13 protein-coding genes are annotated in these 14,658 nt (G+C 59.2%); 3 read left to right on the top strand and 10 right to left on the bottom strand.

The window, feature by feature from the left end; genetic code table 11:
• Positions 1-27 precede the first annotated feature (27 nt).
• Positions 28-657 carry a 23S rRNA (uridine(2552)-2'-O)-methyltransferase RlmE gene (rlmE, locus tag CXQ81_RS06540; RefSeq protein ID WP_101336809.1) on the bottom strand — a complete coding sequence of 210 codons (630 nt, stop codon included), beginning with the start codon at positions 655-657 and terminating at the stop codon, positions 28-30.
• A gap of 106 nt (positions 658-763) precedes the next feature.
• Here rlmE and CXQ81_RS06535 point away from each other — a divergent pair, with 106 nt between their 5' ends.
• Complete coding sequence (locus tag CXQ81_RS06535; RefSeq protein WP_007920867.1) at positions 764-1,072, top strand: YhbY family RNA-binding protein; 309 nt, start codon at positions 764-766, stop codon at positions 1,070-1,072.
• 12 nt (positions 1,073-1,084) lie between these two features.
• On the opposite strand, the gene CXQ81_RS06530 is transcribed toward CXQ81_RS06535, so the two are convergent.
• The 8 genes from CXQ81_RS06530 to grpE all read right to left on the bottom strand — a co-directional run bounded on the left by CXQ81_RS06530 (position 1,085) and on the right by grpE (position 11,563).
• Positions 1,085-1,489: a hypothetical protein gene (locus CXQ81_RS06530; protein WP_007920864.1), complete on the bottom strand. Its 405-nt coding sequence runs from the start codon at positions 1,487-1,489 to the stop codon at positions 1,085-1,087.
• Positions 1,490-1,517: 28 nt separating this feature from the next.
• A complete protein-coding gene (gene greA, locus CXQ81_RS06525; RefSeq protein ID WP_007920862.1) occupies positions 1,518-1,994 on the bottom strand; it encodes a transcription elongation factor GreA in 477 nt (158 codons plus the stop codon).
• A complete protein-coding gene (gene carB / locus CXQ81_RS06520) occupies positions 1,991-5,212 on the bottom strand; it encodes a carbamoyl-phosphate synthase large subunit (RefSeq protein ID WP_007920860.1) in 3,222 nt (1,073 codons plus the stop codon). Before carB ends, greA begins: the two co-directional genes overlap by 4 nt.
• A gap of 104 nt (positions 5,213-5,316) precedes the next feature.
• The gene (gene carA / locus CXQ81_RS06515) at positions 5,317-6,453 is read right to left on the bottom strand and encodes a glutamine-hydrolyzing carbamoyl-phosphate synthase small subunit (protein WP_007920857.1); all 1,137 of its coding nucleotides are present in this window, start codon (positions 6,451-6,453) and stop codon (positions 5,317-5,319) included.
• Positions 6,454-6,711: 258 nt separating this feature from the next.
• Positions 6,712-7,518 carry a 4-hydroxy-tetrahydrodipicolinate reductase gene (gene dapB / locus CXQ81_RS06510; RefSeq protein WP_007920855.1) on the bottom strand — a complete coding sequence of 269 codons (807 nt, stop codon included), beginning with the start codon at positions 7,516-7,518 and terminating at the stop codon, positions 6,712-6,714.
• Between the two features lie 10 nt (positions 7,519-7,528).
• Entirely contained in the window at positions 7,529-8,653 is a 1,125-nt protein-coding gene (gene dnaJ / locus CXQ81_RS06505; RefSeq protein ID WP_007920853.1) for a molecular chaperone DnaJ, read from the bottom strand.
• Positions 8,654-8,977: 324 nt separating this feature from the next.
• Positions 8,978-10,894 (bottom strand): molecular chaperone DnaK, encoded by a 1,917-nt coding sequence (gene dnaK / locus CXQ81_RS06500; RefSeq protein ID WP_007920851.1) that lies wholly within the window; start codon positions 10,892-10,894, stop codon positions 8,978-8,980.
• 102 nt (positions 10,895-10,996) lie between these two features.
• Positions 10,997-11,563, bottom strand: a complete 567-nt coding sequence (gene grpE, locus CXQ81_RS06495; protein ID WP_101336808.1) for a nucleotide exchange factor GrpE — start codon at positions 11,561-11,563, stop codon at positions 10,997-10,999.
• Positions 11,564-11,815: 252 nt separating this feature from the next.
• Between grpE and recN the strand changes: the two genes are divergently transcribed.
• Entirely contained in the window at positions 11,816-13,489 is a 1,674-nt protein-coding gene (recN, locus tag CXQ81_RS06490; protein ID WP_101336807.1) for a DNA repair protein RecN, read from the top strand.
• A 90-nt stretch (positions 13,490-13,579) separates the two neighbouring features.
• On the opposite strand, the gene fur is transcribed toward recN, so the two are convergent.
• Positions 13,580-13,984, bottom strand: a complete 405-nt coding sequence (gene fur, locus CXQ81_RS06485; RefSeq protein WP_007920840.1) for a ferric iron uptake transcriptional regulator — start codon at positions 13,982-13,984, stop codon at positions 13,580-13,582.
• Positions 13,985-14,082: 98 nt separating this feature from the next.
• Here fur and CXQ81_RS06480 point away from each other — a divergent pair, with 98 nt between their 5' ends.
• On the top strand, positions 14,083-14,610 hold the full coding sequence (locus tag CXQ81_RS06480; protein ID WP_007920839.1) for an outer membrane protein assembly factor BamE: 528 nt from the start codon (positions 14,083-14,085) through the stop codon (positions 14,608-14,610).
• Positions 14,611-14,658: the final 48 nt, after the last annotated feature.

Below are 14,658 nucleotides of genomic sequence, written 5' to 3'. Positions count from 1 at the left end.
AACTATCAACCCGGTCAAAAACAACCTTTACTCGATACGCCCGCGAAAGCCACGTCCCAGCAGATACTGCTCGCGAGAACGATCACGGGAAGAACTCGGTTTGCGCATCACCACCTTGTCGAACATCTTGCGAACGTTCTTGTGGTATTCGTCGAAACCTTCTCCCTGGAAAATCTTTATCAGGAAGTCACCACCGGGACGCAGAACCCGCCCCGCCAAATCAAGTGCCAACTCGCACAGAAACATCGCCCGCGGCATATCTACGGCAGGCGTACCACTCATATTGGGGGCCATATCGGAAATCACAAGGTCCACCTGGGAATTTCCGACCGCCTCGAGGATTCGAGCCAACACTGCATCTTCGGTGAAGTCGCCCTGAATGAAGGTGACATCAGGGATGCTATCCATTTCCAGAATGTCGGAAGCGATCAGTCGCCCCTGCCCGCCGATCAGACGACTGGTCACCTGCGACCAACCCCCTGGTGCCGCGCCCAGATCGATAACACTCATTCCAGGACGGATCAGGCGATCCTTTTCCTGGATTTCCAGCAGCTTGTAGCTGGCACGCGAACGGTACCCATCTTTTTGCGCCATTTTGACGAATGGGTCGTTGAAGTGCTCTTTCAGCCAGTTATGGCTTGTCTTGGAACGGGCCACGGGCCACCTCAAAAAATAAAACGGGTCGTGATTAACTGGGCGGTCCCGGACGCGCTCGGGTAAACTGGCCGCCGCTTTTTACAAGATCAGACGCAGGGGTCAGATTATGCCGCTCACTCAAGAGCAGAAGAAACAGTACAAATCCATTGGCCACCATCTGAAACCAGTATTGACTGTGGCTGACAACGGTTTGACCGAAGGTGTGTTGGCCGAACTTGAACGCGCCTTGAGCGATCATGAGCTGATCAAGATCAAGCTCAACATCCTCGAACGCGAATCCCGCCTGGAAGCCATTGCAGAACTGTGCAAGGCCGGCAAAGCGGATCTGGTGCAGGTCATCGGCAAAATGGCGTTGATTTATCGCAAGAACGCCAAGGTAAACAAGCAACTGTCCAACGTCCATCGCTTCCACTGACGTCGACAGGGGTCAAGGGCGTGCTTCGCGCGCCCTGCCACTCCACCCAGGCACCGGCTGCAATACCAGCACCAGACCGGAAAAAGCCAAGACAAGATAGCTGAACAGCTGCCAGCGCTCGACATCCGACAGCCCGAAGCGCACCACGAAATACATCGTGCACGCACATAACGCCACCAACAGCAGCTGCCCTCGCATATCCCGCCACAGGCTCGCCAGCCCTTCAGCACGCACCAATACCAGCACCTGAAGAACGATGCATACCGCTGAAAAACCAACCAGCAGCGCATTCAGCACATTACCGATCTCTTCGATCAGCAGCGGCGCCAGGCCAATCTGGCCCAGCACCGGCAACAAGCCGACATGCAACAACCACACACCACCGACCCACAACATCTGAGTCAGTTGCCAAAGCATGGCGCCTGCATTCAGCAGGCGCCCTCGTTCAGACGTGGCGGACTTCGACAATCTCATACTCGATCACGCCGCTAGGCGTTTTAACGGCAACCACATCACCCTCTTCCTTGGCGATCAAGGCACGGGCAATGGGCGAACCTACAGAGATCTTTCCGAGCTTGATATCAGCCTCATCCTCACCAACGATCTGGTAAGTGACGCTCTCATCGGTTTCGACGTTGGCGATTTCGACGGTAGTGCCGAAAATCACCTTGCCTGTATGAGGAATGCTCGTCACATCGATGACAACCGAGTTTTGCAGGCGACCTTCAATATCACGGATGCGCGCTTCAACCATTCCCTGCTCCTCGCGGGCAGCATGGTATTCAGCGTTTTCCTTGAGGTCACCGAGTTCTCGAGCCTCACCGATGGCCTGACTCAAGCGTGGCCGCTCGACCTTGCTTAGGAACGTCAACTCTTCTTCCAGGGCCTTGGAACCCTGGACGGTCATTGGGTATTTATTCATGCCTTCAATCCTGCATGTAGATCCTGCAAGCGACGCACGGTCTTTTCCGGACCGAACTTGAGCGCCTCACAGATGGCCTCGCCCGCAGCAATGGTGGTGGTGCAGTAGATCTTGTGCTGCAAGGCGTTACGACGAATGGAATAAGAGTCAGCGATCGACTGACGACCTTCGGTGGTGTTGATGATCAGCGTGACTTCGTCATTCTTGATCATGTCGACCACGTGCGGACGACCTTCAGTCACCTTGTTCACACGGCGCACCTTCAGGCCTGCCGCCTCGATCAGCTTGGCAGTACCGGCAGTAGCGACCACTTCGAAGCCCAAGTTGATCAGATCACGAGCCACACCCGCAACCAGCGGCTTGTCGTCGTCACGCACGCTGATGAACGCGGTACCACCAGTCGGCAGCACTTCGCTAGCGCCCATCTGGGCCTTGGCGAAGGCTTCGCCGAAGGTGTCACCGACACCCATCACTTCGCCGGTCGACTTCATCTCTGGGCCGAGGATCGGATCGACACCCGGGAATTTGGCGAACGGGAACACCGCTTCCTTGACGCTGTAGAAGTTAGGAATGATTTCCTTGGTGAAGCCCAGCTCTTTCAGGGTCTTACCCGCCATGACGCGCGCGGCGATCATCGCCAGGGAGACACCGATGCACTTGGAAACGAACGGCACGGTACGGGAAGCACGCGGGTTCACTTCGATGACGTAGATCTGCTCACCCTGCAGGGCCAGCTGCACGTTCATCAGGCCGACCACACCCAGCTCCAGGGCCATCTTCTTGACCTGTTCGCGCATCTCGTCCTGGATGTGCGCAGGCAGCGAGTACGGCGGCAGCGAGCAAGCGGAGTCACCGGAGTGTACGCCAGCCTGTTCAATGTGCTGCATGATCGCGCCGATCACCACATCCTTGCCGTCGCAGACCGCGTCCACGTCCATCTCGATGGCGCAGTTGAGGAAGTGGTCCAGCAGCACCGGACTGTCGTTGGACACTTGCACCGCTTCACGCAGGTAGCGCTTGAGCTCTTCTTCTTCGTAAACGATTTCCATCGCCCGGCCGCCCAGCACATAGGACGGACGCACCACCAGCGGGTAGCCGATCTTGGCCGCGGCACGAATCGCTTCGTCTTCGCTGCGCACGGTGGCGTTTGGCGGCTGACGCAGGTTCAGGCGCTCGACCATCTGCTGGAAACGTTCGCGGTCTTCGGCACGGTCGATGGCGTCAGGGCTGGTACCGATGATCGGCACGCCAGCCGCTTCCAGGGCACGCGCCAGTTTCAGCGGAGTCTGGCCGCCGTACTGGACAATCACGCCTTTTGGCTTCTCGACGCGGACGATTTCCAGTACGTCTTCCAGGGTCACTGGCTCGAAGTACAGGCGATCGGAGGTGTCGTAGTCAGTGGAAACGGTTTCCGGGTTGCAGTTGACCATGATGGTTTCGTAACCATCGTCACGCAGCGCCAGTGCCGCGTGCACGCAGCAGTAGTCGAACTCGATGCCCTGGCCGATACGGTTCGGACCGCCACCCAGGATCATGATCTTGTCGCGCCCCGAAGGTGCAGCCTCGCACTCTTCCTCATAGGTCGAGTACAGGTAGGCGGTATCGGTGGCGAACTCGGCCGCGCAGGTGTCGACGCGCTTGTAGACCGGGAACACTTCCAGCTTGTGGCGGTGGGTACGCAGGTTCTTCTCGGTCACGCCCAGCAGCTTGGCCAGACGCTGGTCGGAGAAACCTTTGCGCTTGAGGCGGAACATCAGGTCGCGGTCGATGGCCGACAGGCCCAGAGTCTTGACCTTCTCCTCTTCCTTGATCAGATCTTCGATCTGCACCAGGAACCAAGGGTCGATCATGTTCATGCCGAAGATCTGCTCGACGGTCATGCCGGCACGGAACGCATCAGCCACGTACCAGATACGCTCGGCGCCCGGCACGGTCAGCTCGCGCTTGAGCACGTTCATGCTTTCCGGGTTGCTCAGGTCGAGCTTCGGATCCAGACCGCAGACACCCACTTCCAGGCCACGCAGTGCTTTCTGCAGGGATTCCTGGAAGGTCCGGCCGATGGCCATCACCTCACCCACCGACTTCATCTGAGTGGTCAGGCGGGCATCGGCCTTGGCGAATTTTTCGAAGGCGAAGCGTGGCAGCTTGGTCACGACGTAGTCGATGGACGGCTCGAAGGACGCTGGGGTCTTGCCACCGGTGATGTCGTTCGACAGCTCGTCCAGGGTGTAACCCACGGCCAGCTTGGCGGCGACCTTGGCGATCGGGAAGCCGGTGGCTTTCGAAGCCAGGGCCGAAGAACGGGATACCCGCGGGTTCATCTCGATCACCACCATACGGCCAGTGTTCGGGCAGATGCCGAACTGGACGTTGGAGCCACCGGTTTCCACGCCGATCTCACGCAGTACCGCCAGGGAGGCGTTGCGCAGTATCTGGTATTCCTTGTCGGTCAGGGTTTGCGCAGGAGCCACGGTGATCGAGTCACCGGTGTGCACGCCCATCGGGTCGAAGTTTTCGATCGAGCAAACGATGATGCAGTTGTCCTTCTTATCGCGGACCACCTCCATCTCGTATTCTTTCCAGCCGATCAGCGATTCGTCGATCAGCAGTTCCTTGGTCGGCGACAGGTCCAGGCCACGAGCGCAGATTTCTTCGAACTCTTCACGGTTGTAGGCAATGCCACCACCGGTGCCGCCCATGGTGAAGGACGGGCGGATGATGCACGGGAAGCCCAGCTTCTCGAGGACCGCATTGGCCTCGTCCATGCTGTGGGCGATACCGGAGCGCGGGCACTCCAGGCCGATCGCCTTCATCGCGGTGTCGAAGCGCGAACGGTCTTCGGCCTTGTCGATGGTGTCGGCATTGGCGCCGATCATTTCCACGCCGAACTTCTCCAGAACGCCTTCACGCTCCAGGTCCAGGGCGCAGTTCAACGCAGTCTGGCCACCCATGGTCGGCAGCAGAGCGTCCGGACGTTCTTTCTCGATGATCTTGGCAACGGTCTGCCACTTGATCGGCTCGATGTAGGTGGCGTCGGCCATGGCCGGGTCGGTCATGATGGTCGCCGGGTTCGAGTTCACCAGGATGACCCGGTAACCCTCTTCGCGCAGGGCCTTGCAGGCCTGGGCGCCGGAGTAGTCGAATTCGCAAGCCTGGCCGATCACGATCGGGCCAGCGCCGAGAATCAGGATGCTTTTAATGTCTGTACGTTTTGGCATGGGTTGTCACTCAAATCCGCAGGTCAGTCGGCAAGCCGTCTTGATCAAATCTCTGAAGCGCTGAAGGGGCCGCCGATGCCGGGGCCACCTTCAGGGGCGAGCACTCAGCGTCGCTTGGCCATCTCGTTGATGAAACGATCGAACAGCGGCGCCACATCGTTCGGGCCCGGGCTCGCTTCAGGGTGGCCCTGGAAGCTGAACGCGCTCTTGTCGGTACGTTCGATGCCTTGCAAGGTACCGTCGAACAGCGATTTGTGGATCGCCCGCACGTTGCCTGGCAGGGTGGCTTCGTCCACCGCAAAACCGTGGTTCTGGCTGGTGATCATCACTACACCGCTGTCCAGGTCCTGGACCGGGTGGTTGGCACCGTGGTGGCCGTGCCCCATCTTCACCGTCTTGGCGCCGGAGGCCAGTGCCAGCAGTTGGTGGCCCAGGCAGATACCGAAGACCGGGATCTCGGTTTCCAGCACGTCCTTGATCGCCTGGATGGCGTAATCGCAAGGCTCGGGGTCGCCAGGGCCGTTGGACAGAAACACGCCGTCAGGCTTGAGTGCCAGGACGTCGCTGGCCGGAGTTTGCGCAGGCACTACGGTCACGCGGCAACCGCGCTCGACCAGCATGCGCAGGATGTTCAGCTTGACGCCGTAGTCGTAGGCAACCACGTGGTACGGCAGCTCGGAAGCCTCGATGGTCGGATGACTGTCGGTCTTCAGGCTCCAGACGCTGGAGCGCCACTCGTAGCTTTCCTTGGTGCTGACGACCTTCGCCAGATCCATGCCTTTCAGGCCAGGGAAGCCGCGCGCTGCGGCAATCGCCGCTTCGTCGGAAATGTTGTCGCCGGCCATGATGCAGCCGTTCTGCGCGCCTTTCTCGCGCAGGATGCGCGTCAGGCGACGGGTGTCGATACCGGCGATCGCCACAACGTTGTTGGCTTTCAGGTAGTCGGACAGGGACAGGGTGTTACGCCAGTTGCTCGCAACCAGTGGCAAGTCGCGAATCACCAGACCGGCCGACCAGACACGATCGGACTCGGCGTCTTCCGGCGTGGTGCCGGTATTGCCGATATGCGGGTAAGTCAGGGTAACGATCTGTTGGGCGTAGGAAGGATCGGTAAGGATTTCCTGATAGCCGGTCATTGCGGTGTTAAACACCACCTCACCAACGGTTTGACCGTCGGCTCCAATGGCTTCGCCGCGAAAAATGCTGCCATCAGCAAGGGCGAGTATGGCTGGCTTAGTCAAGAAGACCTCCCGTAAATAAAGCCTGAAAGGGCGATCGCAGGTTGTAAAAAAGCGGAGTGACGTATGGACACGTCACTCCGCTTCTTCACCGAATTATTCTGCGCGCTTTTAGTGGACACACTAAAGCTGTAGCTTACAGAAAAAGGCTTTTTTGGTCCACCGCTAAAGAGCCTTAAAGGCAGAGGAATGCGACAGAACATCGCTTAGCGGGGTAAAACAGGGCTCAAGCGCGAAGCCTGGCCCTGTTTTGGATGCATCTCAACGCAGATCCAGCACATCCTGCATGTCATAAAGACCCGCCGGACGACCGTCCAGCCACAACGCAGCACGTACCGCCCCCTTGGCGAAAGTCATGCGACTGGAGGCCTTGTGGGTGATCTCCAGACGCTCGCCCTCAGCAGCGAACAACACCGTGTGATCGCCCACCACATCACCACCCCGGACCGTGGCAAAACCAATGGTCTCACGCTCACGAGCGCCGGTATGGCCTTCACGGCCATACACCGCGACCTTCTGCAGATCACGCCCCAGCGCATCGGCAATCACCTCGCCCATGCGCAAGGCAGTCCCCGAAGGCGCGTCGATCTTGTGCCGGTGATGCGCCTCGATGATTTCGATGTCTGCATCATCGCCCAGCACACGGGCCGCCATGTCGAGCAGCTTCAGCGACAGATTGACGCCAACGCTGAAGTTGGCGGCGAACACGATCGGAATATCCTTGCCCGCCTCGGCCAGCACCTGCTTTTCCTTGGCGCCCAAGCCCGTGGTACCGATCACCATGGCCTTGCCTGCCTTGCGGCAGAACGCCAGGTTCTTCAGCATCACTTCCGGCAGTGTGAAATCGATCAACACATCGAATTCATCGGCAACCTTTTCCAGGCTGTCGGACATCGGCACACCGATGCGCCCCAGCGATGCCAGCTCGCCAGCATCGGCACCGACCAACGAACTGCCAGGCCGCACGATCGCCGCGGTAAGCCCGGAGAGCGGCGAGCGCTGTTGCACAGCCTCCACCAGGTTCTTACCCATGCGCCCTGCGGCGCCCATCACAGCTATACGTCGCATGCTTCGCTCCTTACAGGTCGCCGAAGAAGCGCTTCACGCCTTCGAACCAGCCAGTGGTTTTCGGCGAGTGGGTATTGTCGTCCGCCAGGGAACCACGCAACTCTTCGAGCAATTCACGCTGACGACGACTCAGGTTCACCGGCGTTTCCACCGCAACCCGGCACATCAAGTCGCCAGCACCGCCACCACGCACCGGAGCCACACCCTTGCCGCGCACACGGAACTGCTTGCCGGTCTGGGTGCCCTCAGGGATCTTCAGCTTGACCCGGCCATCCAGCGTCGGGATTTCCAGCTCGCCGCCCAGCGCCGCGTCAACGAAGCTGATAGGCACTTCACAGAACAGGTGCTTGCCGTCGCGCTGGAAGATCGAGTGCTCACGCACATTGATCACCACATACAGGTCGCCCGTAGGGCCGCCCTGGGTCCCCGCCTCGCCTTCGCCGGACAGACGAATGCGGTCGCCGGTATCGACACCCGCCGGCACTTTCACCGACAGTGTCTTGTACTCTTCGACGCGACCTTCGCCATGACAGGAATCGCACGGATCGGAAATGATCTTGCCCTGGCCATGGCAACGCGGGCAGGTCTGCTGCACCGAGAAGAAGCCCTGCTGCATGCGCACCTGGCCGATACCGCCACAGGTCGGGCAGGTCACAGGCGAGGAGCCTTTCTTGGCGCCCGAGCCGTCGCAAGGCTTGCAGTTGACCAGCGTCGGAACGCGGATATTCACGGTGGTGCCGCGCACCGCCTCTTCCAGATTCAGCTCCAGGGTGTAGCGCAAGTCGCTGCCACGCTGAGCCCCGCCACGGGAGCCGCCACGGCCACCACCAAAGAAATCACTGAAGACATCGCCAAAGATGTCGGAGAAGTTCTGACCACCGAAGCCGGCGCCACCACCGCCCATGCTCGGATCGACACCGGCGTGACCGTACTGGTCATAAGCCGCGCGCTTGCTCGAGTCAGACAATACTTCGTAGGCCTCGTTGGCCTCCTTGAACATATCTTCCGACGCTTTGTCGCCGGGATTACGGTCCGGGTGGTGCTTCATCGCCAGGCGGCGGTAAGCCTTTTTCAGGTCGGCTTCGCTCGAGCCTCGCTCCACACCCAATACTTCGTAATAGTCACGCTTTGCCATAAGTCTTCGCACTCTTAAGGACGTTCGACAACGCTCTCCTGAGCCTCGTCAAACTCGTTGAGCCCCAATACAGGCCCGGACCCAACTCACGTCAATTCAACGATCCTGGTCTTGGATAGACGACCAACAGACTGGCCGACAACTGCGGTAATCCCGAACGGAAAGCAGGAGCATTTCCGACCGTACCGCCAGCGCGCGAAAAGAGCCGCACGCCGTAAAAAATTCGCTTGCTCCAGACACGCCAACGCGGGAGCAAGCTCCCGCGCGGCGACATCCTACCAGTCACCGCACAAAGGCAGTCAACCGGCCGACCAACAAGCAGTCTTACTTGTGGTCTTTTACTTCTTCGAACTCAGCGTCGACGACGTCGTCGGCTTTCTCGGCCGATTCACCCTGCGAAGCTGCGCCTTCTGCCGGCTGAGCCTGCTCGGCGTACATCTTCTGAGCGACCGGAGCGGACACTTTCGACAGCTCTTCGACCTTCGCGTCGATGGCAGCCTTGTCGTCGCCTTTGATAGCGGCTTCAAGGGCAACCACGGCAGCTTCGATCGCAGCCTTCTCTTCAGCAGTCACTTTGTCGCCCGCATCAGCGATCATCTTGCGAGTCGAGTGAACCAGGGCATCGCCTTGGTTGCGCGCGCTGGCCAGCTCTTCGAACTTGCGGTCTTCTTCGGCGTTGACTTCAGCATCACGAACCATCTGCTGAATTTCTTCCTCGGACAGACCGGAGTTGGCCTTGATCACGATCGACTGGGTCTTGCCGGTCGCCTTGTCTTTCGCACCTACGTGCAGGATGCCGTTGGCGTCGATGTCGAAGGTCACTTCGATTTGCGGCACGCCACGTGGAGCTGGTGGAATCTCGGCCAGGTCGAACTTGCCCAGGGACTTGTTCTGCGCGGCTTGCTTACGCTCGCCCTGCAGCACGTGAATGGTCACTGCGCCCTGGTTGTCGTCGGCAGTCGAGAACACTTGCGATTTCTTGGTAGGAATCGTGGTGTTTTTCTCGATCAGCGCGGTCATCACGCCACCCATGGTTTCGATACCCAGGGTCAGCGGGCTGACGTCCAGCAGCAGTACGTCTTTCACGTCACCGGCCAGTACCGCGCCCTGGATGGCAGCACCCATGGCAACGGCTTCGTCCGGGTTCACGTCCTTGCGTGCTTCTTTACCGAAGAAATCGGTGACCAGCTTCTGCACCAGCGGCATGCGGGTCTGACCGCCAACCAGGATCACGTCGTCGATCTTGCTGACGTCGATACCGGCGTCTTTCATGGCGATGCGGCAAGGTTCGATGGTGCGCTGAACCAGGTCTTCAACCAGCGATTCCAGCTTGGCGCGTGAGATCTTCACGTTCAGGTGCTTAGGACCGGTGGCATCTGCAGTGATGTACGGCAGGTTGACATCGGTCTGCTGGCTCGAGGACAGCTCGATCTTGGCTTTTTCAGCGGCCTCTTTCAGGCGCTGCATGGCCAGCGGGTCACCCTTGAGGTTCATGCCGCTTTCTTTCTTGAACTCGTCCACGAGGTAGTCGATCAGGCGGATGTCGAAGTCTTCACCACCGAGGAAGGTGTCACCGTTGGTTGCCAGTACTTCGAACTGGTGCTCGCCATCGACTTCAGCGATTTCGATCACGGATACGTCGAAGGTACCGCCACCCAGGTCATAAACGATCACGGTGTGATCGCCCTTGGCCTTGTCCATGCCGTAAGCCAGAGCGGCCGCGGTCGGTTCGTTGATGATGCGTTTTACATCCAGGCCCGCGATGCGGCCGGCGTCTTTGGTCGCCTGGCGCTGGCTGTCGTTGAAGTAGGCCGGAACGGTGATCACCGCTTCGGTCACAGCCTCGCCGAGGTAGTCTTCGGCGGTCTTCTTCATTTTCTTGAGGATTTCAGCCGAGATCTGTGGCGGAGCCATTTTCTGGCCGTTCACTTCAACCCAGGCGTCGTTGTTGTCAGCCTTGACGATCTTGTAAGGGACCATCTGGATGTCTTTCTGTACGACTTCTTCGTCAAAACGGCGACCGATCAGACGCTTCACCGCGTACAGGGTGTTGTGCGGGTTGGTCACGGCCTGACGCTTGGCCGACTGACCAACCAGGATTTCGCCATCGTTGGCGTAAGCGATGATGGACGGCGTGGTACGCGCGCCTTCAGCGTTTTCGATAACTTTTACGTTGCCGTTTTCAAGAATGGAGACGCAGGAGTTGGTAGTCCCCAGGTCGATACCGATAATTTTGCCCATGTTAACTCTCCCGAAACTTTAGATTTTGTTGCCGCAGCAGTGGTGGCCGACTGCGGTAGCACTTAAACGCTTGATCTATAAATGGGGGCCCTGCGCCCGATTTCAAGCCTTCTCGTCAATCGAAGGCGAAACCGGTGCGGGTGCCTTGCTGACCACGACCATGGCCGGGCGCAGCAGGCGACCGTTGAGCTGATAGCCCTTCTGGAACACCTTGAGAACGCTGTTCGGCTCGACGTCGGCACTTTCCTGCATGGCCATCGCCTGGTGCTGTTCAGCGTTGAACGGTTCGCCATGCGGATCGATCGCTTCCAGCTGATAACGCTTCAGGGTGTCCTGGAACATCTTCAGGGTCAGTTCGATACCTTCACGCATCGGGCGAATGCTTTCATCGTCCGGACTGGACAACTCAAGACCGCGCTCGAGACTGTCGATCACTGGCAGCAGGTCGCCAGCAAAACGCTCGAGGGCGAATTTGTGAGCTTTTTCTACGTCCTGCTCGGCACGGCGGCGGACGTTCTGCAGATCGGCCGCAACACGCAATGCCTGATCCTGAGCGCCAGCCAACTGCTCTTCGAGCACTTGCACACGAGCCGCCAGATCTTCGCCCGAGGCCTCGGAGGCCTGATTGGCGTCGAGATTTTGCGTATCCAGCGTCTGTTCGTCAGCCATAAAATTCTCCTTTCAATATCGTCCGCGAGCTCAACTCACGCTTCTGCCCCGGTATATGGGGTCGCATTTTCCAGGTTCAAGGGCCGCGCCCTTGGCAAAAATCATTGGACGGCCCCAAACGCCGGCCGCCAATTATTCCCGCACGCGATAAAAAAATCCGCCAAGCAAGTGAATCGAGCTAAGGCCGGGCATTGTCAGCCGAAAACAAAACACTGTATAAATAACCAGACCTAAAGCTTGGGAGCGGCCTTTATGCTGGTGCACCTGTCCGTACACAACTACGCCATCGTTGAGCATCTCGATCTGGAACTGGATCGCGGGATGAGCGTCATCACGGGTGAAACCGGCGCCGGCAAATCGATCATGCTCGACGCCCTGGGGCTGACCCTGGGTGATCGCGCCGACAGTGGCGTAGTACGCCCAGGTGCCGACAAGGCCGACATTCTCGCCACCTTCGACCTGGAAGACATTCCAGAGGCCCGCACGTGGCTCGCCGAACGCGACCTGGACAACGACAGCCCATGCATCCTGCGCCGGGTCATCACCGCCGAAGGCCGTTCCCGTGGCTACATCAATGGCTCCCCGTGTCCGCTAGGCGACCTCAAGGCACTCGGCGAACTGCTGATCGACATCCACAGCCAGCATGAACACCAGTCGCTGCTGAAAACCGATACCCACCGCCGCCTGCTCGACGAATACGCTGGCGCCACCGACCTGGCTCGCCAGGTATCGCTGGCGGCCCAGCGCTGGCGCCAGACCCGCCAGGAATTGGAGCGTCTGTCCAACTCCGGGGACGAGCAGCGGGCTCGCCACCAGCTCCTCAGCTATCAGCTGGAGGAACTGGAGAACCTCGCCCTGGGCGAAAACGAACTCGAACAACTGGAACTCGAACACAAGAACCTGACCAATGCCGAAAGCCTGCTGGGCATCTGCCGGCAGGTCGTCGAGCATTGCAGCGAAAATGATTCGGGCAACGTCCTCAGCGCCCTGACAGCGAGCCTCAATCGCCTGTCGAGCATCGGCAACACCTCCGGCGCCCTGGCGGAAGCCACCAACCTGCTGGCCAGCGCGCAAATCCAGGTCGAAGAAGCCGTCGGCGAACTGAATCGCTTCGTCGACCATTTCGATGCGGACCCGGCGCGCCTGCAACAACTGGAGGAGCGGCTGGACGCCATCTATACCCTGGCCCGCAAACACCGGATCCAGCCCACCGAGGTGGCAGCCATGCAGCAGAAACTGCTGGAGGAAATCGAAACTCTGGATGCCAATGACGAATCCATTGAGCGCCTGGGCGATGAGCTGAAATCCTATGCCCGGCACTATCACGAAAAAGCCAGGGAGCTGAGCGAGCTGCGCCAGCAGGCCGCAACCAGCCTGGCCAGCGCCGTCGAACAGGAAATCCAGCGCCTGGGCATGCCTGGCGGCCGCTTCACCATCGAACTGCACGCCAACAGCGGCGATGAACTGCAGCCCAACGGCCTCGAGCAGGTCGAGCTGCTGGTCAGCGCCAACCCCGGCCAGCCGCTCAAGGCCCTGGCTAAAGTCGCATCCGGGGGCGAACTGTCGCGGATCAGCCTGGCAATCCAGGTGATTACCGCGCAGACCTCTCGTGTCCCGACCCTGGTATTCGATGAAGTGGACGTCGGCATCGGCGGCCCGACCGCGGAGATCGTCGGCCAACTGCTACGTCGCCTCGGCGAGCGCGGCCAGGTATTGACGGTCACCCACTTGCCGCAGGTGGCAGCCCAGGGCCATCAACATCTTTTTGTGCACAAGGTGCGCGGCAGCGATGCGACTCACACCGCGGTTTCCAAACTGGGCAAGACCGAGCGGATCGAAGAGGTAGCGCGGATGCTGGGCGGCATCGACCTGACCAAGGAGTCGCTGGCCCACGCGAAAAAAATGGTAGTTACCGCCAAGGCTTGAGCCCCTGCCACTTTAATAAAGAGCAGAAAGCACGAAGGCGACCCTTGGGTCGCCTTCGATCGTTTCGCGGACTATGTCCGCGCGACATGCTTATTTCTTCGTGCGTACGTACAGCACCAAGTTGTGATCCACCAACTCGAAGCCATGCTTCTCGACAATCGCCTTCTGAAGCTTCTCGATTTCTTCGTCGAAGAATTCGATCACCTCACCGGAATCCACGTTGACCATGTGGTCGTGGTGACCGCCGTCAGCCAGTTCGAATACCGCATGACCGCCATCAAAGTTGTGGCGTACCACAAGGCCTGCTGCTTCAAACTGGGTCAGAACACGGTAAACCGTGGCCAGACCGACATCCTCGCCAGCTTCCATCAGCGCCTTGTAAACATCCTCGGCGCTCATGTGTCGCTGCTCGGCGGAATCGAGCATTTGTAGAATTTTGACCCGTGGCAGAGTCACTTTAAGGCCGGCTTTACGTAGTTCGCTATTTTCAACCATGGTCAGCTTTCTCGCGGATGCTGCTTCGCAGCTTCTCTTAATGCGGGTATGATCGGGGTTTACGTTGTCCCAGCCAAGATAGTGGAAGTCGCCCACCGATGCAAAACACCAAGCTCTTGCTAACCAGTTTCACCTTCGTGGGACTGCTCGCACTCGCCGGTTGTTCATTCCCCGGGGTTTACAAAATCGACATCCAGCAGGGCAATGTCGTCACGCAGGACATGATAGACCAGTTACGCCCGGGAATGACCCGCCGGCAAGTACGGTTTATCATGGGCAACCCTCTGTTGACCGACACGTTCCACGCCGATCGCTGGGATTATCTGTACAGCCTGCAACCAGGTGGCGGTGAACGCCAGCAGGAGCGCGTCAGCGTTATCTTCAACGGTAACGACCAACTGGTCAGCCTTTCCGGTGACTTCATGCCTGGCGTAAGCCGTGACGAAGCCATCCTGGGCAAGGACAGTGGCACCACCGTGACCGCCCCTACTGAAAACGCCGAGCAGCCAAAACCGGAAAAACCGGCCAAGCCTGGCTCTCTGCTCGATCAGATCCAGAAGGACGTCGACAACGTCGAGACCGTTCCGGTGCCAACGCCAGAACCTCTGGACACCTCGCCGCAATAATTTGTGGTGGAATAAAAAAGCCCGGCGAGTCCGGGCTTTTTGTTGCCT

Origin of the sequence: Pseudomonas sp. 09C 129, assembly GCF_002843625.1 — a bacterium.
In the GTDB taxonomy this organism is placed as follows: domain Bacteria; phylum Pseudomonadota; class Gammaproteobacteria; order Pseudomonadales; family Pseudomonadaceae; genus Aquipseudomonas; species Aquipseudomonas chlororaphis.
This window is presented reverse-complemented; position numbering and strand designations above follow the sequence as displayed.